Raw genomic sequence first — 22,575 nt, 5'->3', positions numbered from 1 at the left:
GACCAGCGGTTCCCGGGCTTTCCCGCCCATCGAAACTCCACTCGCAAGCAGGGGGATCCCTCATGTCCAAGCGCGTTCTCGTCCCGTCCGTCATCGGCCTCGTCACCCTCGGTGCCTTCGCCGCCGGCGGCTACGCCATGGCCTCCACCGACACGGAGCCGACCGTGGAGAACGGCTCCGCCGGTTACACCGCCCCGTCCCGGACGAGCGAGGGGAAGCTCTCGTTCACCGCGGACGTCGGCGACGACTCCGGTGTCCGCGAGGTCAGGGTCGTCGCGTGGCCGGCGAGCTCCGGGCTCGACCCGGCCGAGGCGGAGCTGCGGTACGTCGACAAGGCCGAGTGCCGCGGCACCTCGGACGGGACGTCCCGCTGCACCTACACGCTGAAGGTGACGCGGCAGGACGCGGCCGACCTGGCGGAAGGCACCTGGTACGTGTCGGTGCTGGCGACGGCGAAGGACGGCGGCACGACGTTCGTGCCCCGCGCGGCCACGTTCGACGTCACCCGCTGACCCGTCACCGGGGCCGGCCGGCTCTCGGGCGGCCGGCCCCGGTGATATCGGCGTGCCCTCGCTCCGGCTGTGCCGTTCAGGCAATTAAGTTGCGTCCAACTTAATTTGACGCTATGTTTCTTGTGGGGCCGGGACCGCCTGGCCGGCCCGATTCGATCCGGGCAACAGCCCGCCCACAGAAGGACGTTGAAGATGCGCATCACCCGACCGGCCCCGTCCGCCCGATTGCTCACGCTGCCCGGCGAGGCCGACGCGGCGCCCCGCCACCACCGACCCGGCCGACGATCGCGCTGGAGCACGGCGCGTTCGCCGACGCCTTCAGCCGGGACGGCGTCGTCCAGCGCCTGGAGCGGGCGGGCTACCCGGTCGTGGCCGCCGCCAACCCGTCGCATGGTCCGCTGACACCACCCGACCCCACCCCCCTCACCACATCTCGCAGCAGGAAGGCAGCAACCACCATGCCGTTCATCACCGTCGGCCAGGAGAACACCACCGACATCGAGCTCTACTACGAGGACCACGGCACCGGGCAGCCGGTCGTGCTCATCCACGGCTACCCGCTCGACGGCCACTCCTGGGAGAAGCAGTCCGCCGCCCTGCTGAAGGCCGGCTACCGGGTCATCACCTACGACCGGCGCGGCTTCGGCCGCTCCAGCCGGCCCACCACCGGCTACGACTACGACACCTTCGCCGCCGACCTCAACACCGTGCTCGAGACGCTCGACCTGCGCGACGCCGTCCTGGTCGGCTTCTCCATGGGGACCGGAGAGGTCGGCCGCCACCTGAGCACCTACGGTTCCGCCCGCATCGCCAAGGCCGCCTTCCTGGCCTCTCTGGAACCCTTCCTGCTCAAGACCGACGACAACCCCGACGGCGTCGACGGCAGCGTCTTCGAGGGCATCAAGCAGGCCGTCACCACCGACCGCTACGCCTACTTCACCGCGTTCTACCAGGACTTCTACAACCTCGACGAGAACCTCGGCACGCGCATCAGTGAGGAGGCCCTGCGCCACAGCTGGAACACCGCCGCCGGCGCCTCCTGGTACGCCTCCCTGGCCTGCGTGGACACCTGGACCACCGACTTCCGCACCGACATCGAGAAGATCGACGTACCGGCGCTCATCCTGCACGGTACCGCCGACCGCATCCTGCCGATCGAGTCCACCGGTGAGCCGTTCCACAAGGCGCTCCCGCAGGCCGATTACGTCGTCATCGACGGCGCCCCGCACGGCCTGCTGTGGACCCACGCCCAGGAGGTCACCGACGCCCTGCTGGCGTTCTTGGCCAAGTGACGAACACCCTGCGGCCTCCCGCCGCCGGGAAACGAACCACACGCACCCCGCCACCATCACCGCGGTGGCGGGGTGCCGTCGCGGTCGCACAGGGCGTCCCTGCAGCGGCCACGAAGGCCGCTTCTTCTCGGGCAACCGTGACACACCCGACGTCGGCAGCCGCATGAACGACCGCACGACCTCGTTCTGGAACCGGAGCAACCGCGTCGTCCGCCCGTACCGGCACGAGAACCACGGTGACGACCTGGACCCGATCCGCCTTGCTACGCCCGCGCTTTCGCCCTCACCGCATCCAGTGCCCGCCGGTGCTCCATCCCAGAAAGCGCCGGGCGCGGCTGCCGTCCGCCGTCCCGTCACCGCCGAAAGCGCCGCCCTCGGCGACCAGGGCGAGGCCCGCCAGGGCGGGGGCCAGCCGGGTCGCGACGTGGTCCGGGTGACGGGCCGTCGTCTCGTTCAGGCCTGCGATGACCTGCCGCTGCTCCTCCGGCGGGCACAGGGACAGGTGGAACACCATCTGGCGCCAGGCGTACGCGGCGTCCTTGATGGTGCCCAACGGCCGCGGGTTGTGGTGCGCACGGGAGACCAGCCGGCACACGGTCACGAAACAGCGGTGTGCCAGGTCGCCCCAGCCGGGCCGCGGAGCGATGCCCACCCGGTGGACCAGCGTGGCCAGATTGTGCGTGGTGAGGATCTGCGCCTGCTCGATCACCGTGCCGTTCGCCGCGACCGACGAGGACCACGACGCCGTTCCGGCCCGCTCGGCGCACAGACGAGCGAAGCCGGGAGAGGTACGGGCACCGGAGGAACGGGTCAGGGTCGTAGCGGTCTCGGTGATCGCCAGATCGTGGATCGCCGCGTAGTCGACGCCGTAGTAACGCTCGTACAACGTGCCGCCGAGCAGCTCGCCCGCGATCCGTGCCGCCGTGAGGAACTTCGGGCTGAACGTGCCCATGAAGATGTCGGCGGCCAGCTCCTCCACGAACGGGGCACCCAGGTCGCACTGGCGTTCAAGAACGCCGAACTCGCGGACCAGCGGGTTGGGCAGGATGGTGCCAGGGAAGGCCTGCACGGCCAGCTCGCCCAGTTGCCGCAGCACGGCGAGCGCGCCTTCGCCGTCCGGTTTGCCCAGCACGGCGGATCGCTGCCCCGACACCGCCCGCACCCAGGGCAGTTCCTCGATACGCACCTGCCGTTCCAGGTTGAGCAGGAGCAATGAGCGGCGGTTGCGGAACGCCCGGTAGTTCGCGGTCATCAGGGTTCGCAGCGTCTCGTCACCGTACGCCTGCGCGGTGGTGGCGGCGACCAACTGCGGTACCAGCTCGGCCAGGACCTCGGCGGACGGGACGACGCCCCGCTCCACCAGCGTGCCGAGCGGTGCGCTCAGCGCGGACTCGGCCACCTGGCGGATCACGGGCGGTACGACCGCTCCGGCGGGCAGGCCGGTCTCCCGGCTCTCCTCCTCGCCGACCGCGCCCAGGAGCGGGGCGACATCGGCGATGCCCGTCTCCTGCGGGATCACGGCGAGCCGACGCAGCATCAGCTGGGCCAGGGCGTGGTGGGAAGGAAGCGCCGCCTGCTCGGCCTGGCTCCGGCGCAGGGCCGTGTGGGCGGGGGAGCCGGGCAGGCCGCGCCGCCGCACCATGGACTCCACCGCGTGCCGCAGCAGACCGAGCCGGCGCGCGTCCAGCGGCCGTCCGGCGACGGTCTCCTCCAGCGCGCCGCGCAGGATACCCAGATTCCCCTTGGGACTGCGGTGCTTGGTGCAGCGGATGTGTTCCTCGGCGAGCAGCCGGTAACGGCTGAGCAGGACCTCGCCGTGCGCCAGCCAGTCGGCGTCCGGGACGAGTTCGAGGATCCGTCCGTCCCGCGCCGTCCGCAGCCAGTGCACGAGCAGCTCGTCGCCGAACGGCTGCCATACGGCGAGTGCCTCGCGCTGGGTTTCGACGGCCGCGTTGGGCCGCCGCCGTATCAGGGTGTCGACGGCCTCGGAGACGGTGCGCCGGTGGACGGCCGCGCCGGCGTCCGGTGCGGGCTTGTCCGCCGGGCGGGGCAGGAACCGCAGCCGGTCGGCGAACGGTTCCAGCTCCGCCACGAGGTCGAGCGCCGCGTCGGTCTCCCCGTGCCGGACCAGCCAGGCCATGGTGAGCAGCGCGGCCTCCTCGGGCACGCCGATCTCGTAGTGGCCACTGTCCAACCGGTCCCCCAGCCAGGCGAGTCCGGGCTCGGTGAGGCAGTGGGCGAAGAGCGCGCGCCGCTCGGCGGTCACCCCGAAACTTCGCGCGGCCTCGGTCTCGTACGCCTGGAGCGGGCCGCCCGCGCTCGCGGTCCCGGTGGCGAAGCCGCCCCGCACCACTTCGAGGGTCACCCAGGCCGGAAACCCGTCCACGGGCGTACGCGAACCGACCGACAACCGGCCTGTGACCAGTCCTGTGAGGACCTCCCGCCAGCGCTGCCCGCGCACCTCGGCGCGGCGCCGGGTGGCGGCGTCCTCGTGGGTCAGGGCGGTCACGAAGGCCTTGGCCAGCTGGGCCTGCGGATAGGACAGGGCCACGGTGGGAGGCTGCTGCTCAGCGTTGTCGTTCATAAGCCGACGTGGCAGGTTCCGCCCCTGCGCCCTCCGGGTCCCGAGCCCGGCGCTCTGCTGCTGAGCTACACGTCGATGACGGTTCACGTTAGCCATGAGGATGATCACCCCGCAATCGGGTTTTCCGCGGTCCGCACCCCCGAACACATCACGAAGGAAGCCGGTCCGGAGCCGCACGGCGGGTCGCGGATCGCGTGACACCCTCCAGGCCGTCACCGCACAGCTCCCTCACCGACAGGCGTTCACCTCACGACCGATGAACGAGTGCGAACACCGGGCCGGTCCACGCCCCTCGACGTCTCACCGCCGACCACGCACGAGCCGGTCGGCCGCCCGGGAGGTCGGTGGACAGTCCCTCCCGTCCGGATTCTCCGGAGAGCTCCTGGGTAGCAGGGGAGGCGACAGTACATCGCGAGCCGGAACGAGGAGCAGACGTGAGTGAGCCGGCGTCCATCGCCCTGCAGAAGGAGATCGCCCGGGAACTGGGTGTCGCCGAGGTCTTCGAGGCGGAGCGGGAGATCGAGCGCAGGGTGGCCTTTCTCGCCGAGCGGCTGGCCTCCACCGGTCTGCGTGCCCTCGTGCTCGGTATCAGCGGTGGGATCGACTCCACCGTCGCGGGCCGCCTGTGCCAGCTCGCCGTCGAACGGGCGCGGGCCGGCGGACACGAAGCGCGGTTCTACGCGATGCGCCTGCCCTACGGGGTCCAGGCCGACGAGCACGACGCCCGGCTCGCGCTCTCCTTCATCCGGGCCGACCACGTGCTGACCGTGGACATCAAGCCCGCCGGCGACGCCGCGCTCGAGGCCGCGCTGGCCGCCGGGGTGAGCTTCCGCGACGCCCGCCATCAGGACTTCGTGCACGGCAACATCAAGGCACGCCAGCGCATGATCGCCCAGTACGCGGTGGCCGGCGCGTACGACGGCCTGGTCGTCGGCACGGACCAGGCCGCCGAGGCGGTCTCCGGGTTCTTCACCAAGTTCGGGGACGGCGCCGCCGACCTGGTCCCGCTGGCCGGCCTGACCAAGCGCCGGGTGCGCGCCCTCGCGGACGCGCTGGGCGCACCCGACGCGCTGGTGTGGAAGATCCCGACGGCGGATCTGGAGAGCCTCGACGCGGGCAAGGCCGACGAGGACGCGCTCGGAGTGACCTACGACGCCATCGACGACTTCCTGGAGGGCGAGCCGGTGGACGAGCAGGCCTTCGAGACGATCGTCCGCCGCTACCGCCTCACCGACCACAAGCGCCGGCTGCCCCTCACCCCCTGACCGGGCGGCCGGAGCAGGCGGCGCGTCCCCCGGACCGTGTCCTGGCCCGTTCGCCGTCAGCTCAGGCCGAGAACGCTCATGGTGTGCTCGGCCATGCGCCGCTCTCCGAGGGCGTTGGGATGGACGGGCACGAGGCTGCTGCCGAAGAGGAGAGGCTCGATCCAGCGGGTCCCGCCGGGCTTGCACGCGTCGTGGCCCTCGGAGATCCGGGAGAAGTCCACGAAGACGGCGCCGGTCTCTTCACTGGCGCGTTCGACGACCGCGTTGAGGTGCGCCTGTATGCCGCGCAGGTACGGCACGTCACCGGCGGCGACCGGAAGCTTCACGAAGCAGGAGGGGTCGGCCTCGGCCGGCGTGATCCACGGGTAACCCAGAACCGCCACGCGGGCGTCGGGGGCCTTGGCGCGAACGGCCCGCAGGGCGGTCTTCAGCGCGGGGTAGGTGTTCGCGTCGATCTGGTCGGTGAAGGATGTGCCGTGCCGGTCCTTGCAGGGGCTGCCCTTGCCTCCGCTGAGGACCCCCGCGGTACCGCAGGCCGTGATGGCGTTGATGAAGGTGCCGTTGTCGTTGCCGCCGATCGTGAGCGTCACCAGGTCGGTGCCCGCGTCGAGCGCGTTCACCTGGGGTCCGACCCCGGGGTACTGCGATGTGGTGAAGTCCTTCGTCTGCGCGGCGCCGCAGGTCACGTCCTTCAGGCGGGCGCCCGTACGGCCGGCGATCACATGGGGGTAGTTCGCGGTGGAGCGCAGGCACAGCAGGTCGGTGGGATCCACGGGCAGCACGCCCGAGCCGGCGCTGTAGCTGTCACCGAGGGCGACGTAGTCCAGCGACGCGGAGGCGTGTGCGGTGCTGCCCGTGAGACCGAGGGTGAGCGCACCGACGAGTGCAAATGATGTGGCCATGACATTCCGCAAGGTGTGCTTCGGCATGTGATCCCTCTTCTCGGGGGTGGGGTGGCGGCCGGCGGGGCGTGCCGGTGGGGCGAACGGAGCGGTTCGAGCGTGGGGGAGTGCGGGGCCGCGTCATTACCGAGCAGTTCTACCGTCAAGTAATGTGCAGGCCCTCCCGTGGGGAGTCAACATTGTTGACCGGACTTCTTGGAACGCTCACGACAGCGTCCGGGCTCACCCCGCGGACGCGCGAACCCGCAGTTGCGAAGCGCCGGGACCCCTATCCTGTCCCGCATGCTGCAGACCGGCTCCCGTACCACGACCCGCGAGGCGATCCACTCGGCCGCTGCCCGGCTGTTCCGGGACCAGGGCTTCTCCAGGACCACCGTCCGCCAGATCGCGGCGGCGGCCGGCGCGGACCCCGCACTGGTGATCCGTCATTTCAAGAGCAAAGAACTCCTGTTCCTGGAGACGATGCACCTGACGATCGATGACGAGCCGCTGCTCGACGTGTCACTGGAACACCTGGGGGACCGGCTCGCCGAACTCCTCGTCGAGCTCGGCGGTTCCGCGCGGGGCGTCTTCCTGGCCCTGGTGTACGGCAGCGGCGAACCGCAGATCCGCGAACGTCTGCGTGATACGCACGAGCAACTCTTCGTCGCACCGCTGCGCCGCCGCCTGTCCGGCCCCGACGCCGACGTCCGCGCGCGCATGGCGGCCGCCTTGGCGGGGGGACTGCTGTACGCGCTGTGGGTGGTCGGGGACGAGGGGCTGCTCCGAATGGACCGTACGGAATTGACGTCACGGTACGGCGCACTGCTCCAAGGAGTGCTGACTCCTCAGAACCGCTGAGGCCGTCGCGGTACCGGATCCCGCGCAGGACGCGCAGCGGGCGGGCGTCCTCGCGTACCTTCGAGCGGTCCGGACGGCCACGACGGGAGCGCCGGACCGCGCGGTGCATCACCGAGGACGTCTTCACGTCACGGCCTCAGCGGCTCACGGCGGTCGTCCGCTTCGCACACGGCGGTTGCCCGGGATCGCGCGCGTGACGGACGCCGGTGACGCGGCCGTTCCCGGCCCGCGCCGGCATCAGGCTCACATGATCGCGGGGAGCCCGGCCCCCGGAGCGGCCGTCCGTCGCGTTCCGTCCCGGTGAACCACCGCGAGCGCCGCACGGCCGAGCGCGGGATCAACCGCCTCGAGAGGCATCATGTCCACGCGACGCGCCACGACAGGCCGGCGGCCCGCTACGGGGCGACCGCCCTCATCACGGCCGCCGACGAGTGGCCGTGACCAACGGCAGTCATCCGGTGGGGTCCACGTTCCACGTCCAGGGCAAATCGTCGCCGCAGAAGACGCAGACGAAGTCGCCCTCGCGCACGATGTTGTGCTCCTGACAGCCGGGACAGCGCCGGAAGACCACTTCGTGCGTGAACCTGGACGGATGCCCGAGCCCTGCGCCGTCCAGAGCACGGGCGACCGCCGGCCAGGAACCGACGTCCGGGCAGTACCCGGTGGAGTGGTTGCTGACGTCGCCGACGGCCCATCGGCCCGCCTCGTGGATGAAACCGATCTCGCCGGCGCTCAGAACCCTCTCTCCACCGGCACAAGCCACATGCTCACTTCGTCGTGGCGCCAACCGGAGCACGCCGTCCATGCCGACCACGAACGTGAACGGTTCGACCAGCTCCGCTGCCGGTCGCCCGGCGACCCAGATGCCGAAGTCAGCCGCCGAGCCGATCCGGCAGCCGCCGCTGCCGGGCCGGACCGCGGCCTTCAGCCCGGCCGGTCCGACATACCGGTGACCCCGCCCCCGCACGCCCACATGAGCCAGCCTGGAACACCTCCGGCTGTTCTTGTTCCCTCTCCGGCTGCGAGCCCTTCCACCCGGACGGCTGGGTGTTCCCCGCCTGCTGGACGCCACCATAATGTGATCAGTCATGAAAAAGGAACTTATCCTTAATCTTGACCGATTCAAGAAAAGGCGTACGGTCGTAGGGGAGATTGCAACCGTCCTCGAAGGCACGCCCTTATGGATCGCACAGCTCCCCGGGAAACCCTCCCGAGTGGAACGATCGCCGATGTGGCCGTCCCCGGCCCTCAGCGACCGACTGCCGCCCTGCCGTCCGGTGCGGCGGCCGAGACCCGCGTGGAATCGTTCGTGGGCGGGCCCTGGTCCCTGCCGTGGTCGCCGACCGCGTGCTCCTCGGCGAGGACCGTCATACGTGACGTGCTGCCGCAGTGGGGTCTGGACGACCTCGTACCGACCGCCGAACTACTGGTCAGCGAACTGGTGAGCAACGCACTGCGTCATGCCTCCGGTCCGCTGCGCCTCACCCTCGAGCGGGTGTCCGACCTTCGCTGTCTGGTCAGCGACGGCACCACGGACCTTCCCCGTCCGGCCGACGCGGGCCCGGAGGACGAGAGCGGTCGCGGACTCGCCCTCGTGGACATGCTGGCCGCACGGTGGGGCTGTGAGGGCGGGCCCGAGGGCAAGAGCGTGTGGTTCGAGCTCTCCGGCGGCTCCTGCACACCCGGTCCCGACGGTGACACGAAGGGTGAGGCGGCATGACGGCGTCCGGCACGGCCGACGAGCCGATGGCCCTGGCCGCTGAACGGCTGCGTGCGGCGGGCATGCGAGTGACCGCTCCGCGCATGGCCGTGCTGACGGCGATCTCCGACTCGGGTGGTCACCTCGACGCCGACACCCTGCGTGAGCGCGCTCAGCGGATCACCGGCAGCCTGTCCCTGCAGGCCACCTACAACGTGCTGCGCGCCCTCACGGACGCCGGCCTGGTCCGGACCACCCAGATCGCGGGACACCCCACCCGCTACGAGACCGAGCGCCACGACAACCATCACCACTTCGTGTGCCGGGGCTGTGGTTCCATCCGTGACGTGGAGTGCGTGGTGGGCGCGGCACCCTGCATGGAGCCGCGGCTTCCGGAGGAATACGACACCCAGGAGGCCGCCGTCACGTTCTGGGGCCGGTGCCCCGGCTGCCGGACCGCGGCACCGGTTTCCTGACGGAACCCGCCCTCGTGGCCCCACGACGGGCGAGGAAGCCCCGCGGGCTCCCGTCCGGCCGCGCCGGAGAGCCGTACGAGTAGCGGATGACCGGACACGAATACCTGCGTTGTCGTGGAACGATGCCCGTATCGTCCCGATAGGATCACTTTTGTGATCGGCTCAGGAAGACTCCGGCGTCGTCATCGTCCGAACGATGGCCGGCGGTATGCCGTGCTGCTGCTGTCGCCGGTGATCGTCACCGTCCTCATCGCCGGCCTGGCGCTCTCCACGCCGAGAGAGATCGCCTTCAGCCGTCTGCTGCCCGCTGCACCCGCCCTCGCTGCGGCACTGTGGCCCGTGCTCCCGACAGTCCTGCTGGGGACGTTCTGCCTGCTGGTCATGATCAGCCTCAGCTTCCTCTACTCCGATCTGGGGACGCCGTACACGGCTGCCGCGATCGCCGCCGTCACCCTGGCGGCCGCCTACGCGAGCCATCTGCGACTCCAGCGGGAGGAGACGCTCTTCCAGGTCCGGCTCGTCGCCGACGCGGCTCAGAAGGTGCTGCTGCGACCGCTGCCGCACCGAGTCCAGGACGTCGAGATCGAGTCGCTGTATCTGGCGGCCCAGGAGCAGGCCCGGATCGGAGGCGATTTCTACGAGGTCGTCGACACGCCGCACGGAGTCCGGCTGCTCATCGGCGACGTGCGCGGCAAGGGCCTGTCGGCGGTGGGGGTCGCCTCCGCGGTGACCAACTGCTTCCGGGAGAACGCGTACGACCAGCCCGACCTCAAGGCCATCGTCAGCCGGCTCCAGATCACCGTTTCCCGCTACGGCGCAGCGGTCCCCGCCGATGATCAGGCGGAGCACTTCGCCACCGCCCTGATGGCCGAGATCCCGCACGGCGGCGGGCACGTCAGAATCCTCAACTGCGGGCACCCGCCACCGGTGTTCGTGCGCGCCGGGAAGATCCACGTCCTCGAGCCCGCCCTCGCCTCGACGCCCCTGAACCTCTCGGCGCTCCTGGGAGACCACTACCACGTGGACACCACCGCCTTCGCCCCGGGCGACCAGGTGCTGTTCTACACCGACGGCGTGACGGAGACCCGCGACCGGACCGGCGCGTTCTTCCCGCTGGCGGACTGGGCGCGGCAGCACAACCGGACGCCGCCCCGCGAGCTGCTGGACCGGCTGCACACGGACCTGCTGCGCTACGCGGGCGGAAGGCTCGACGACGACATCGCGGCCCTCGCCGTGCGCCGCCGGCACCCCGGGGCTCCGGAGCGGTAGCCCGGTCTTCGAACGACGCGCGGTCCCGCGCGTGCATTCCGCGGTACGGGGGACACGGGCCGGTATGACGAGAAGAGCCGGGAACAGGGCGTCGGCGGAGACGGGGAAGCGGGGAGGGACACAGGAGACAACGACGCTCAAGCGCGCGCTGACGACTCCGCTGCTGTACTTCTTCATCCTGGGCGACGTGCTCGGCGCCGGCGTGTATGTCCTGGTCGGTCAGGTCGCGGCCGATGCCGGGGGAGCGGTGTGGGTACCGCTGGTCGTCGCGCTGCTGCTGGCGCTGCTGACCGCCGCCTCCTACGCCGAGCTGGCGACGAAGTACCCGCGGGCGGGCGGAGCCTCCCACTACGCGACGCGTGCCTTCGGACCGTTCGCCGGATTCGTCGCGGGCTTCTGCATGCTGGCCGCCGGCATCGTCTCCGTGGCCGCGCTCGCCCGCGGCTTCGGCGGCGACTACCTGTCGGCCTTCGTGACACTGCCCGTGGGGCTCGTGGCCGTGCTGTTCCTGGCCCTGCTCGCCCTGGTCAACGCGCGGGGCATCAAGGAGTCGACCCGTGCCAACGTCGTCGCCACCGTCGTCGAGGTGGGCGGACTGGCCGTCATCGTCGTCCTCGGAGCGTGGCTGCTGCTGCGCGGCGACGGCGACATGGGGCGGCTCACGCAGCTGGGCACTCCGCAGAAGGGGGCGGCGGCGGCCGTGCTGAGCGGCTCGGTACTGGCGTACTACTCCTTCGTCGGATTCGAGACCTCGGTGAACGTCGCCGAGGAGACCCGTGACCCGCGGCGCTCCTACCCGCGTGCCCTGTTCGGCGCCCTCGCCACCGCCGGGGCCGTGTACGTGCTGGTGGGCATGGCCGCGTCCGCCGCGGTGCCGACCGCCCGGCTGGCCGGGTCGAGCGGGCCGCTGCTGGAGGTCGTCGAGGAGGCGGGCGGCGTGCCGCCCCGCCTGTTCAGCGCCATCGCGCTCGTCGCCGTGGCCAACGGCGCGCTGCTCACCGGCATCATGTCCTCCCGCCTGGCCTACGGCATGGCGAAGGACGGGCTGCTGCCCGCCGCGCTGACCAAGGTGCTGCCGGGCCGCCGTACACCATGGGCCGCGATCGCGGTCACCACGCTGCCGGCGATGCTCCTCGCGCTCACCGGCAGCGTCGCCACCCTGGCATCCACCCTGGTTCTGCTGCTGCTGGTCGTCTTCCTCCTGGTCAACACGGCGGTACTGGTACTGCGCCGGGACCCGGGCGAAGCCGACCACTTCCACACCCCGACCGTACTGCCGGTACTGGGCATCGCGTCCTGTGTCGTGCTCGCCACACGGATCGAGGCCCACGTGTGGCTGCGCGGACTGACGATCGTGGCCGTCGGCACGGTGCTTGCCGCACTCACCGCCGTGCGGCGAACCAGGCGGGCGGGCGGGGCCGTGCGGGACCCCGGCTGAACGGACGCCGCTTCCTCAGCCGGCCAGGACGACGCAGCCCTGCCGCGGGGGAGGGGCCCGGCCGGCCGGCTGGGGCAACCGCAGGGCCCTACCGGCCCCTGGCGCACAAGGCCGCGTCCACCGCTTGCTGGAGATGGCGCAGGCTGTCCCCCTCAGCCGCCCAGGTCGTGGTGTAGACGGTCACGGTGCCGCGACCGCCCGTGGCCCTCCCGCCGCCCACCGAGTTGCCCGGCAGATCGCCGCCGTGGCCCCAGTAGGAACCGCCGCAGCTGAGCGGGATCGAGGACACGCCGTAGCCGTAACGGCTGCCCGCCGGATAGACGTCGCGGTTGCTGACGTCGGTGGTGTCCCGGGTCATCAGGCGCACCGCCCAGCCGGGCAGCAGCCGCCCGCCGAACAGGCCGTCCCAGAACGCGTTGAGGTCCTCGGGCGTGGAGACGAGCCCGCCGGACGCACCGAACTCGTAGCCCGGCAGCTCGGTCACATCCACCCGGCCCGCCTGCGGGTAGGCCGGATGGACACCGTAGTTGCGGGCGTGCGGTCCGCGCAGGGTGAGCTCACCGGGTGCGGGCCAGTAGGTGTCGTCCAGGCGCAGCGGGCGCAGAATCGTGCGTTCGACGTACGTGCGGAAGTCGGTCCCCGACACTCTGTCGATCACCATGCTCAGCACCAGGTAGTTGGTGTTGGAATAGTTCCAGTCGGTGCCGGGTTCGAAGAGGGGTTCCTCCTTGAGCGCGAGGGCCAGATAGTCCTCGGACGTGCCGGGCCGGCTCCAGTCGACCAGCTTGGAGTACTCCGGCAGGCCGCTGGTCTGCTTGAGCAACTGCCGTACGGTGACGGTGCGTCCGGCGAGCTGGGGTACGTAGGTGCCCGCGCGGTCGTCGAGCCGTATCCGCCCGTCCACCACCAGACGCATCACGGCTGTCGCGGTGAACGCCTTGGTGTTGCTGGCCAGCCGGAACCGGCCCTGCGAACCGACCATCGCACGGCCCGATTCCAGGTCCGCGACGCCGGCGGTACGCGTCCTCCTGCCGTCGTACGCGAGGGCGCCCGGCACCCCGTCCTCCTCGATGAGCAGATCCAACTGCCGCTGCACCGGGTCGGACTCGTGGGCCGACACTGCCGGGGCGAGGGTCCCGGTGAGTACGGCGGCGAGCAGGGCTGCGACGGCGAAGCGTTTGCGATGCATGTGTGTTCCCCCTTGTCATGGCCGGCCGGAACGGCCGGATCACGTGCTCACCGATGACCTTGCCAGGCCCCCACCTCGAGATCACTACGTCCAGGACCCGAATCGAACTGTGGTCAACCCCCTTGACACGGGACGGTATTCAACGGATCGCCTCACGACACGGGCGCGGGTGATCCTCGAAGTGATGCCGCACGCCGGGGACAGGGCGGACGCCGTCGGCTTCCCCGCCCCTCTGCGCAGCATATTGATCATGACTCGTCCGATGGCGCATATGATCGGCTTCGGCAGTCCGGCTGTTCCGACACGGGGGCGATGTGATGGCGGTACAGGACATACGAACGGCGGCACGGCTCATCGGGCGCCGCAACACACTGCGCTACCTGGCGATCGGGGCGGCCTCCGCCCTGGTCGCGGCCTGCACCGGTGAGAGCGGGAAGCCGGCGCCCTCGGGCAGTACGAAGACCGGGCCCACCGGCCCGACCGCGACGCCGGTCCCCCCGGCCCCGGGCCCCTCCGAACCGTCCGGGAAGGCCTCGCCCACGGCTCCTTCGGCGACCACGGCCGGCGTGATGGGCCGGGCCTTCGACGCCTTCGTCAAGGGCGACTGGACCGTGGAGTCCACGACCCCCGGGAACGAGACGGTCAAGGGCACGGCGACCGTGAGGGCGGACGGCGGCGGCAACGGCGGTTTCACCATCGTCTGGGCCGGCGAGGGCGCCCCGGTCACCTGGTCCGGTGGCTGGCTGCTGCGCGGCGGCCACCTGCGCATCGACGTGTACGACGCCCCCCAGGACATGGACCGGCTGACCGGCGGGGAGGCCCTCACCGTTCCCGAGGAGGTCGGGGAAGGCGCGTTCCTCCTGCTCCCCTGGCAGCCGCCGGGCCACGACGGCACCGGCGACGGCCAGCGACTGAAGGTCACCTACAAGAACGACGTCCTGCGCATCGTCCACACGGAGCGGAGCGGCAGTGAGTCGGTCCACGTGTGTACCCGTGCCGCCTGATCGGGACCGAGCCCACCGCCCCGGGCGCACCACCGTCCCCGGACTCGTGAGGGCCGGCCTCGCCCTGCTGTTCCCGCGGCCGGCCGCGGTGGTCCGCCACGCCGGTGCCGGCACATCGGCCGCCGCACTGCGCGCCGCGGCCGGCCCGATTCCCTTCCGGTCCCTCACCGCCGAACGGCTCGCGGACGCCCTCGACCGTATGGTGAAGCAGCAGACCTGCACACGGGCCGCCGCGGCCGCGGCGCGTCACATGGCGGCCGAGGCGGAGAGGTCCCTGGTGAAGGGCCGGCCCGCCGGGGCAGCCGGGGCGACCGTGGTGAGCCGCGGGAACAGTCCGGCCCCTGGGTTCCCGGCGGTGTGCGCCGGTTGATCCGCCGCCGTGGTCTCGGCGAGCGTGTCGGCGTGTCCCGGAAGGCCTCGTCGAGGAGTGCGGCACGGGCCGGGAAGTGACGGGGGACAGAGGACGTCGTCCACGCCCGCCCGCCTGCCGGGCGATCACATCGAGCGGGGCCTCGGTGCCGAGGACCGGTCGCCCACTGTCCCGGGGGAGTACGGAACCATTCGCCGACCTGGAATCAGCCAGCTCGGACCCCGGGACCCTCCGGTGCCGCGGGAGGCTCCGCCGGCGTCGGTGCCGGCCGGGCGAAGAGGACGGCGCGGGCCACCGGCGGAGCGAACAGCGCGGAGACGGGCCGGGCGAGCATCAGTACGGAACGGAAGGCGTCGCCCACGACCGGGTCGCCGGGTGCCCTCTCCTGGACCCGGCGCAGGTACCAGTCCGCGACCCGGTCCGCGGGGCCGCCGTCGAGGGCGTTGCCCAGGGCACCCGGCATCTTGCGGTCCGCCCCGGCGGAGATGTCCCACGCCTGCCGGGACGCCGCGAGCAACGCCCGCTGCACGCGCCGGGTCGTAGGCGTACGGCGCGGATCGGCGAGCGCGTCACGCAGGGCGACCGCGCTCATCGCGGCGACGGCCATGCCCTGTCCGTAGATCGGGTTGAAGGTGCACAGCGCGTCACCGGTGGCGAGGAATCCCGCCGGCGGACCGGTCAGGTCGTAGCGGCGGCGGACGTTGGCGGTGCGCCGGTAGCCGAATGGCGGGGAGAGCGGTTCGGCCTCGTCCATCCAGCGGTCCAGGAGCGGATGGCCCAGCCGCTTGGTGTATGTCACGAACTCCTCTTCGTCCGTAGGTGGTTCGTCGCCGCGCAGACCGGAGACGATCACCAGGTGGGTGCCGTTCTCCAGGGGCAGCGCACCGCCGCCGTGCGGCTGGGAAGGGCCGGGATAGACGTAGTACCCGACGGTCGCACCGTCGAGAACACCCTTCGGGCCGCGGTAGACACGGGAGGCGTAGGCGATCCCCGTGTCGAGAGTCTCCTCGTGCGGGGCCGCGGCGCCGATCGCGGCGAGCCACTGCGGGGCCTTCGTGCCGGCGCCGGAGGCATCGACGACCAGGTCGGCCTCCAGCGCCCGGGGTTCCGCGCGCGTGTCCCCGGACCGCTCCCGTAGCAGCACGCCCCGCACCCGTGAGGCGTCACCGAGGAGCCCCACGGCATCGGTGCCATCCAGGGTGCCGATCAGCGGGTTGGCGAGAACCCGCCGCCGTACCAGCCCTTCCAGTTGCGCGCGGGACCCGGTGTAGATGTGCGTGGAGGCGGCCACCCGGCGGAACCAGCGCCCGGCCTGCCAGAGCACCAGGTCCGACGGCATGCCCACCCGCGGCGCGCCCGCCTCCCGCAACTCCGCGAGGAAGCCCGGCAGCAGCGCTTCCACGGCCACCTGCCCACCCTGCAGCAGTACATGGGGGTGGCGCCCCTGCGGCACCCCGGACCGCGGCTCGGCACCGTCCGGGAACCGGTCCCGCTCGACGACGGTCACCCGGTCGGCATGCCCGGCCAGCACATGTGCCGCGAGCAGCCCCGCGAGGCTCCCGCCCACGACCACCACATGCCGCTCACTCCGACGGCCCGCACCTACGGCAGATTTCACCGGCCCACTCCCTGGTCGTCCCGACATCGAGTCGGCATGAGTATCCCGCCGTCCGGGCCGGGTTGACCGAGTTTCGGCCCTTCTGCCCACCCGTCCGGGTCCGTCGTACAAGCCGAGAGGTCCGACGGGGCCGCCGCCGAGGTCTGTCCGTGCCACGCCGAGGCCCTCGCCGCCTACGATGCGGCGCCGCCGGTCTCCCGGATCTGTCATGAAGACAGGGGGCTCGTCCCCGTGTCCGCCGACGTCGGACGGTGCTGTGCGGGACAGGGATAAACGAAGGCGATGGTGGCTTGAGTAGAGCATGATCTGCCGGGTGAAGAGGAACGCGGATACGGGCGTGAGCGTGGACGGCGCCGATGTGTGGCACGAGCGGCTGGGTTGGGCGTTCGGGCTGACAGCGAGCGATCCGGCTGAACGTGCTGCGGCGCTCGTCCGTCTGACTGACGTCGACAGGAACGTCCAGGACGCTCTGAAACGGTACAACTGGACGTGGCGTCGCCGGTATGTGCCGGGACGGCGGGCGGCGCACAGAAACTACGAGAAGGCCCTGAAATATTCGCTGCCAGGCGCGTTGTGGGACCGGCCGGCCGGTCCCGACATCAGCACATGGCCGGGGCTTCCCTACGTGCTGTGCTTCCTGGAGTGGGAGGCGAGATACCCGCAGGAGTGGACACGGTACGCCAAGTCGTGGGGTGCGAAGGAGGACCTCATCCGATACATGGCTGCCGCTCACCACGATGAGGCGGTCAGAAGCAAGCTTGTGGAACTGGTCGAGACCGTCGTTCAGCGCCCCTATCGCTGCAAGGACCGCGAGTACGTGCGCGTGGCCCGCGCCGTGGACGGTGAGGACCTGCGCGGCAGGCTCGAGAAAGCCGCCCGTTCGGACAACCCGTGGGCGCAGCGCCATGCCGGATACGTTCTCTGGATCCTGGACCGTCCTGAGGTGCCCAACACGCGTCATGTCTGGCGGACCTGGCTGGCGGCAGCGTCCGGAGAGTAGGCACCGACGGGTGTCACCCGGGCGGATGCCGCGGGTCGCACGACCGCACCCCGCGAACACGGCCCGCGCACGGGGTGCCGGGCGTGCGCGGTCCGTTCAGGAGCCGGAGCCGCCCCGCTCCGGTGTCCGCGTCCGCTCCTCGGGGGAGCGGACGTCGGCCAGGGTGGTGGCCAGGGCCTGCCAGATGTGGGCCGCCAGGTCGAGGTTCCCGGCCTCCGTCGCCTGCCGCCCGAGCCGTTGCAGTACGGCGACGCCCTCGTCGGCACGGCCCGCCAGGATCATCAGCCGGCCGTCGAGGACCGACAGCCGTACCCGGTCACGGTAGGAGAGACGCAGGTCCTCCTCGGCTAGCAGGGCCCGGCTGAGGGCCCGGGCGTCGTCCAGCCGGCCCTGATGGAAGGCGAGATGGGCCTGGAGCGCCCGCAGCTCCTGGAGCTGTACAGGGGTGCCGATCAGGTGGAGGACGGAGGCGGCCTCGTCCAGCCAGCGCTCGGCGGCGGTCACGCCGGGCGGTGACATCTGCAGCGCGGCGGCGGTGGCGGCGGCCCGCAGCCGGGTCCACAGGGCCAGGTCGTCCTTGCCCTTCAGCAGGCCCAGGGCGGTGTCCAGCCTGGCCCGGGCGGTCGCGTCGTCCCCCTGACGGTTGCTGACCACGGCGGCCGTCCACAACGCTTCGGCCGCCTGGGCGGAGGTGGCCACGGGCAGCAGGTCCCGCTCCAGTTCGGCGACGTGCCGGCCGGCCGTCTCCAGCCTGCCGAGTTCCGTCTCGATGCCGATCAGCACCATCAGGGCGGCCAGCGTGTCGGACACGCCCAGTTCCGCGGCGCGGGCGACGGACAGCGCCTCCACGGCCGCCGGTTCGGCCGTGCGCATGTCGCCCAGGGCGCGTGCGCAGCGGGCGTACCGGACGCGCGACCGGGCCCGGAGTTCCGGTGCCTCCAGCAGATCGCTCAGCTCGATGAGTTCCAGCAGCCGCGTGCGCTCCAGCTCGTGGTCGCCGTCACGGCCGGCGGCGCGGCTCAGCAGCCACAGGGCCTGCCAGCGGGCGGCGGGATCCTCGCCCGCGTCCTCCTCGACCGCCCGGCTGAGAGCGGCCGTGTCGTCCGCTCCGGGCGGAGCCGAGGCCACGGCGGCCAGTATCCCGGTCAGGGACCTGCCGTCCGGAGGGCCGGCCAGGGCGGACGTGTCGACGCCGAGCCGGTGGGCGAGGTAGGACACGGCGCGCTCGGTGGGACGCCGGTCACCGGACTCCAGACGTGACAGGTATCCCGTCGACATGCCTTCGCCGACGAGGCCGGCCTGGCTCAGGCCCCGCGCCAGCCGAAGCCTCCTCAGCCGACGGCCGAAATGCGGCTGTTCGAGCATCTCCCCCTCTTGTTCCGTGGCGCGTTCAACAGGTGTCGTGGTCCCCGCCTGCCCGGTCGGGCGCGTGGGTTGTCAACACTCTAGGGAGCCCGGCAAGGGGCTACAAGCCGTTAAGTGCAGGTCAACCGGTCATTGCCGAGGCGGCGTACGACTTTGCGGGAAGAGTTTGGATCGGGCTCCGCGCTGCCCGAAAGAGGCCCGATCGCAAGAGAGTTGCCAGGCTGCCGAGGTCGTCTGGCAAACCCTTGCCACACAGGTTGCCGACCCTTAATCTCGAGAGTGCCCCCTCGATGCGATCCCTTCTTCGTCATGTGGAGGTTTCTGTGCTGCGCGGCTCCCGACCGGATCCCTCGCGAAGGCCGGACATGCGGCCCGCCGGTCCGCCCGATGGTTCCCCGCCGGGACCGGGCACCGAGATCGAACGGCTCTGACAACGTTATCCACGGTAGTCGGGCACCGGCCGCCCCGGCACCGCTTCCTCTGCTCACCCTGACAGACCCGGGAGTCCGGCGCCCCACCGCCGGCCGCCCCGGGACGACGCGGACACCGGCACCGGCCACCGACGAGGTGGCACGTGCCGTCACCGGACGCCCGTCGACACCCAGGCACGGCGCACCGGTCCGCTCCGCGTCCGCTCACCCTTCCCGGCCCCACGCGCAGGAAGAAGGACGGTACGTCCGTGGCGACCACGAGTTTCCCCGACGCCTCACCCCGTAAGAACAAGAAAGCCGCCGCCGCGGCCGCCCCCGCCCGCCGTGCCCCGACCGGAAACGGCGCGCCGGGAGGTGCGGCCCCGGCGGACACCTGCAGAGCCCACGTGTCCCCCGGGGACCTGGTCGTCACGGCCGCGGACCCCGGATTCGCCCGCCTCTTCGGACTCAGCGCCGACGACATATGCGGGTACGGCCTGCTCGATCTTCTCCGCTCACCCGTTCCCGCACGGCTGAGAGAAAAGTTCACCGCGCTTTCCTCGGGGAGCGTCCGGCGATTCCGGGAAAGGGTGACGGGCAGGGACGGCACCGGCCGGGATTTCCAGGCGGAAATCACCGGAGTCGCCGTCAGGAAACCCTCGGGGGGCACGGCCGGCTTCATCGTCTTTCTGCGCCGGTCCGAAGACGCGGTTTCCGCCGGACCCGTGCTCGACGCCCTCGACGCGCAGGTCCTGGAAGGTGTGGCGGGTGGCGAGTCCACGGTGCAGCTGGCCTCCCGTCTCTATCTGAGCCGTCAGGGAATCGAGTACCGCGTCGGGCAGATGCTGCGGCGCTTCGACGTGTCCAACCGCCCCGCCCTGGTGGCGCGGGCGCACGCGCTCGGCATGTTCGCCGCGGGGCAGTGGCCCCCGCGCGTCCTCCCGGAACGCGTGCGGTAGCGCGGGAGAGAGCTCCTCGGGCCCGCGCGGCGGTTGTGGCGGTGACGCACCGCCACAACCGCCCTCGCGCGGGTCCGGTCCCGGGAACCGGTGCCGGCGTCACGCAGCCGAGGGCTGCCACGCCTCCTGGAACCGGCGGCGGGCCCGGAACAGACGGGAGCGGACGGTGCCCACGGGCAGGGCGAGCACCTCGGCCATCTCCTCCTCGTTGAGCCCGTAGGCGCGCAGGGTGAGGACCTGCCGGTGCGCCCTGGACAGACGCTCCAGCACGTCGCTGATGTGCACCGCGTCCAGGGGGTTCGCCTCCTGCCGCGACTCCACCTCGACACAGTGGCGTTCCTCGCCGTAGCGCTTGGCGGTGCGGACGGCCTCACGGACCGTCACCGAGCGCACCCAGCCGTAGAACGCCGCCGGTTCGCGCAGGGAACCCAGGCCGCGGTAGACGGCGAGCAGTGCCTCCTGCGTGGCGTCGGCACCGTCGTCGTGGGTGATGGACCTGCAGATGCGCGCGACGTAGGGCGTGATGCCGGTCAGCAGGCGGTTCATCGCGTGCTCGTCGCCCGCCTGGGCTCGGGGGAGCAGCGTCAGAGGGGAGGGGAGTTCGCTGACGGTGGTCATGTTGGCAGTACTTCCTTACGGCAGCCGGGCGGGCAGGGGCGGAAGTGGCGCGGGGGCCGTGGTCAGCCGGTGACGGCGAGGGCGTCCCCGGGCTCCGCCGCGGCCGTGAAGCCGAGGAGCCCGGCACGCACGTCGTCGCGGAACGCCCGCATGAAGGACGGGCTGTAACAGGCGGTGGAGTGCGGGAACTCGATGGAGAGCCGGCCTTCGAAGGAGACGACGCACGCCATGACGGGGCTGCGCCCCGCCTGCGGGAAGTAGTGCTCGCGGGCCGGCACCAGACGCACGTCGACCGCCCGCAGCCCGCTCGGCAGCCGCGGGCCGGGGACGACGCCCATGTTGGTGGCGATCACCGTGGCCAGCTGCAGAGCGGGATTGCGCGGGATCTCCGGCGTGATGCGCATCTCGTGGAAGTGGTCGCCGCGGGAGAGGAAGTCGCCCAGGCGGGCGTGCACGGCACGGGCCAGCTCCAGCGGCTCGGACGCCTCGGACACCTCCAGGGTCTGCAGGTGGGTGGTGACCGCGGGCACCGGGACGGAGGCGGGCAGCGGCGGGGACAGCCGGGAGCGCAGGTCGACGGGGGAGAGGCAGCCGAGAGTGCGGGATCCGCCGCCGTCCAGGCGCCGCCGGGCCGTGGCCAGCAGCACCGCGGCGACCAGGGCGTGCACGGAGACGCCCGAGCCGCGCGCCGTCCGGCGCAGCCGCGAGGTGAGGTCCGCGTCCAGGGTCAGCCTGCGGACCTCGATGTGCCCGTCCGCGCCGGCGCCTTCGCCGGTGACGGCGTCGTACGGCACCAGCTCGACCGGGTGCCGCCGGATCTGTTCGAGACGGCCGTCGAGGTACTTCGCCGTGTCGGCCTCGTCGGCCTCGGGCAGCAGCCGGCTGACGGGCTCGGGCCAGCCCGGGAGGCCCGGACCGGCGGTCCCGGCGGCGGGCTCCCCGTCGACCAGCGCCCGGTAGCGGTCCCACAGCGCGTTGTGCAGCGCGATGCTGCTGTGGCCGTCGGTGACGGTGTGGTCCACCACCAGCAGGAACAGGTGGCTCTCGCCGTCCGGCGCGCTGACCAGGACGGCACGGCTCAGCGGGCCCCCGACCGGGAGGGGCCTGTTCAGCTCGGCCGCGTAGGCCTCCTCCGCGTCGCCGGTCCGGGTGACCAGCCGCGGCCGCTCGTCCTCACCGAGGACGCGCAGCACGTGACCCGCCCCGTCCTGCTCGATGCGGGACCGCAGCGGCGGGTTCGCCTCCGTCAGGGCGTCGAACGCGGCCGACAGCGCCGCGACGTCCACGGTTCCGCGCAAGGCGCAGGACAGGAAGGCCCTGCTCCTCTGGCCCACGTAGAGCGTCTCGACCGGACACAGCGCACGGTGCATGCCGTCAGCCTTCTTTCCGTCGTCCATTTCGGGTCCACGGCCCGCAATCGGTTTGTCGCCGCGGCTTTCCGCGGGGCGGCAGGGGCTTTTCGAGAGTGCACGGCGGAACACTGCCGAATCCAGCGGAGCGCCCACAGCGGCGCGAAGTCGCGTGTTTTCCCTAAAAGTTGAACCCGGGCACGCACTCCCCGGCCGCGCGTTCTCCAGGGAAACCCCTGAATCGGCGTCCCGGGAGTCCGGATTCCTTGACCCGGCCGGTTCCGGTGCACCACCGTGCTGTGCCGTGAAACCGGGACGGGCGGCGTGCTTCCCCGCCCCGGCGTGCGGCCTCCTTTCCGCCCCGTGGGCCGGCCCGGCGCGTACCCCCACGCGAGGGCGGCGCGGAGCGGTGGCCG

General features: G+C 71.7%; 19 protein-coding genes, 1 tRNA gene and 2 pseudogenes. 13 read left to right on the top strand and 9 right to left on the bottom strand.

The window, feature by feature from the left end:
* Positions 1 to 62: 62 nt before the first annotated feature.
* The 3 genes and pseudogenes from IH50_RS0121745 to IH50_RS43585 all read left to right on the top strand — a co-directional run.
* Entirely contained in the window at positions 63 to 512 is a 450-nt protein-coding gene (locus IH50_RS0121745) for a DUF5707 domain-containing protein (protein WP_030864770.1), read from the top strand.
* A gap of 458 nt (positions 513 to 970) precedes the next feature.
* Positions 971 to 1,804, top strand: coding sequence for an alpha/beta fold hydrolase (locus IH50_RS0121740; RefSeq protein WP_030864766.1), 834 nt, complete (start codon positions 971 to 973; stop codon positions 1,802 to 1,804).
* Positions 1,805 to 1,868: 64 nt separating this feature from the next.
* Positions 1,869 to 2,033: pseudogene (locus IH50_RS43585) on the top strand (peptidase inhibitor family I36 protein); the annotation flags it as partial.
* Positions 2,034 to 2,087: 54 nt separating this feature from the next.
* On the opposite strand, the gene IH50_RS0121735 reads toward IH50_RS43585, so the two are convergent.
* Both IH50_RS0121735 and IH50_RS0121730 read right to left on the bottom strand, forming a co-directional pair.
* On the bottom strand, positions 2,088 to 4,388 hold the full coding sequence (locus IH50_RS0121735) for a hypothetical protein (RefSeq protein ID WP_030864763.1): 2,301 nt from the start codon (positions 4,386 to 4,388) through the stop codon (positions 2,088 to 2,090).
* A gap of 3 nt (positions 4,389 to 4,391) precedes the next feature.
* Positions 4,392 to 4,463, bottom strand: a tRNA-Pro gene (locus IH50_RS0121730).
* A gap of 359 nt (positions 4,464 to 4,822) precedes the next feature.
* Here IH50_RS0121730 and nadE point away from each other — a divergent pair.
* Positions 4,823 to 5,653, top strand: coding sequence for an ammonia-dependent NAD(+) synthetase (nadE, locus tag IH50_RS0121725; RefSeq protein WP_030864760.1), 831 nt, complete (start codon positions 4,823 to 4,825; stop codon positions 5,651 to 5,653).
* 56 nt (positions 5,654 to 5,709) lie between these two features.
* Here the strand turns inward: nadE and IH50_RS0121720 are convergent, their stop codons facing one another.
* On the bottom strand, positions 5,710 to 6,582 hold the full coding sequence (locus IH50_RS0121720) for an SGNH/GDSL hydrolase family protein (RefSeq protein WP_030864756.1): 873 nt from the start codon (positions 6,580 to 6,582) through the stop codon (positions 5,710 to 5,712).
* A 255-nt stretch (positions 6,583 to 6,837) separates the two neighbouring features.
* On the opposite strand from IH50_RS0121720, the gene IH50_RS0121715 reads away from it, so the two are divergent.
* Positions 6,838 to 7,395: a TetR family transcriptional regulator gene (locus tag IH50_RS0121715; protein ID WP_030864753.1), complete on the top strand. Its 558-nt coding sequence runs from the start codon at positions 6,838 to 6,840 to the stop codon at positions 7,393 to 7,395.
* A 451-nt stretch (positions 7,396 to 7,846) separates the two neighbouring features.
* On the opposite strand, the gene IH50_RS0121705 is transcribed toward IH50_RS0121715, so the two are convergent.
* The gene (locus IH50_RS0121705) at positions 7,847 to 8,368 is read right to left on the bottom strand and encodes a hypothetical protein (RefSeq protein ID WP_051767401.1); all 522 of its coding nucleotides are present in this window, start codon (positions 8,366 to 8,368) and stop codon (positions 7,847 to 7,849) included.
* Positions 8,369 to 8,704: 336 nt separating this feature from the next.
* On the opposite strand from IH50_RS0121705, the gene IH50_RS41060 reads away from it, so the two are divergent.
* From IH50_RS41060 to IH50_RS0121685, 4 genes are all read left to right on the top strand, one after another.
* A complete protein-coding gene (locus tag IH50_RS41060; RefSeq protein WP_158801283.1) occupies positions 8,705 to 9,115 on the top strand; it encodes an ATP-binding protein in 411 nt (136 codons plus the stop codon).
* Positions 9,112 to 9,570 (top strand): Fur family transcriptional regulator, encoded by a 459-nt coding sequence (locus IH50_RS0121695; RefSeq protein ID WP_199822118.1) that lies wholly within the window; start codon positions 9,112 to 9,114, stop codon positions 9,568 to 9,570. The genes IH50_RS41060 and IH50_RS0121695 overlap by 4 nt, the downstream gene beginning before the upstream one ends.
* Before the next feature lie 213 nt (positions 9,571 to 9,783).
* Positions 9,784 to 10,839, top strand: a complete 1,056-nt coding sequence (locus IH50_RS0121690; RefSeq protein WP_234328220.1) for a PP2C family protein-serine/threonine phosphatase — start codon at positions 9,784 to 9,786, stop codon at positions 10,837 to 10,839.
* Positions 10,840 to 10,903: 64 nt separating this feature from the next.
* The gene (locus IH50_RS0121685) at positions 10,904 to 12,277 is read left to right on the top strand and encodes an APC family permease (protein ID WP_037872663.1); all 1,374 of its coding nucleotides are present in this window, start codon (positions 10,904 to 10,906) and stop codon (positions 12,275 to 12,277) included.
* Between the two features lie 88 nt (positions 12,278 to 12,365).
* Here IH50_RS0121685 and IH50_RS0121680 read toward each other — a convergent pair whose 3' ends face one another.
* Positions 12,366 to 13,466 carry a serine hydrolase domain-containing protein gene (locus IH50_RS0121680; protein WP_030864738.1) on the bottom strand — a complete coding sequence of 367 codons (1,101 nt, stop codon included), beginning with the start codon at positions 13,464 to 13,466 and terminating at the stop codon, positions 12,366 to 12,368.
* A 317-nt stretch (positions 13,467 to 13,783) separates the two neighbouring features.
* Between IH50_RS0121680 and IH50_RS0121675 the strand changes: the two genes are divergently transcribed.
* Positions 13,784 to 14,470 carry a hypothetical protein gene (locus IH50_RS0121675; protein ID WP_030864736.1) on the top strand — a complete coding sequence of 229 codons (687 nt, stop codon included), beginning with the start codon at positions 13,784 to 13,786 and terminating at the stop codon, positions 14,468 to 14,470.
* A gap of 61 nt (positions 14,471 to 14,531) precedes the next feature.
* A pseudogene (locus IH50_RS40000) lies at positions 14,532 to 14,840 on the top strand (glycosyltransferase); the annotation flags it as partial.
* 205 nt (positions 14,841 to 15,045) lie between these two features.
* Here IH50_RS40000 and IH50_RS0121665 read toward each other — a convergent pair.
* Positions 15,046 to 16,407 carry an NAD(P)/FAD-dependent oxidoreductase gene (locus tag IH50_RS0121665; RefSeq protein ID WP_037872685.1) on the bottom strand — a complete coding sequence of 454 codons (1,362 nt, stop codon included), beginning with the start codon at positions 16,405 to 16,407 and terminating at the stop codon, positions 15,046 to 15,048.
* Positions 16,408 to 16,771: 364 nt separating this feature from the next.
* Here IH50_RS0121665 and IH50_RS0121660 point away from each other — a divergent pair, with 364 nt between their 5' ends.
* Positions 16,772 to 17,458 carry a hypothetical protein gene (locus IH50_RS0121660; protein ID WP_234328219.1) on the top strand — a complete coding sequence of 229 codons (687 nt, stop codon included), beginning with the start codon at positions 16,772 to 16,774 and terminating at the stop codon, positions 17,456 to 17,458.
* Between the two features lie 96 nt (positions 17,459 to 17,554).
* Here the strand turns inward: IH50_RS0121660 and IH50_RS0121655 are convergent, their stop codons facing one another.
* On the bottom strand, positions 17,555 to 18,823 hold the full coding sequence (locus IH50_RS0121655; protein WP_030864723.1) for a helix-turn-helix domain-containing protein: 1,269 nt from the start codon (positions 18,821 to 18,823) through the stop codon (positions 17,555 to 17,557).
* 679 nt (positions 18,824 to 19,502) lie between these two features.
* Here IH50_RS0121655 and IH50_RS0121650 point away from each other — a divergent pair.
* Positions 19,503 to 20,192: a PAS domain-containing protein gene (locus IH50_RS0121650; RefSeq protein WP_030864719.1), complete on the top strand. Its 690-nt coding sequence runs from the start codon at positions 19,503 to 19,505 to the stop codon at positions 20,190 to 20,192.
* 99 nt (positions 20,193 to 20,291) lie between these two features.
* Here IH50_RS0121650 and IH50_RS0121645 read toward each other — a convergent pair whose 3' ends face one another.
* Both IH50_RS0121645 and IH50_RS0121640 read right to left on the bottom strand, forming a co-directional pair.
* A complete protein-coding gene (locus IH50_RS0121645) occupies positions 20,292 to 20,810 on the bottom strand; it encodes an RNA polymerase sigma factor (protein WP_030864716.1) in 519 nt (172 codons plus the stop codon).
* A 62-nt stretch (positions 20,811 to 20,872) separates the two neighbouring features.
* A complete protein-coding gene (locus tag IH50_RS0121640; protein WP_030864713.1) occupies positions 20,873 to 22,180 on the bottom strand; it encodes a phthiocerol/phthiodiolone dimycocerosyl transferase family protein in 1,308 nt (435 codons plus the stop codon).
* Positions 22,181 to 22,575: the final 395 nt, after the last annotated feature.

This window comes from Streptomyces sp. NRRL S-37 (genome assembly GCF_000721605.1).
Classification (GTDB): domain Bacteria; phylum Actinomycetota; class Actinomycetes; order Streptomycetales; family Streptomycetaceae; genus Streptomyces.
Note: the sequence above shows the minus strand (reverse complement) of the source record. Positions and strands in the feature narration are given on the sequence as shown.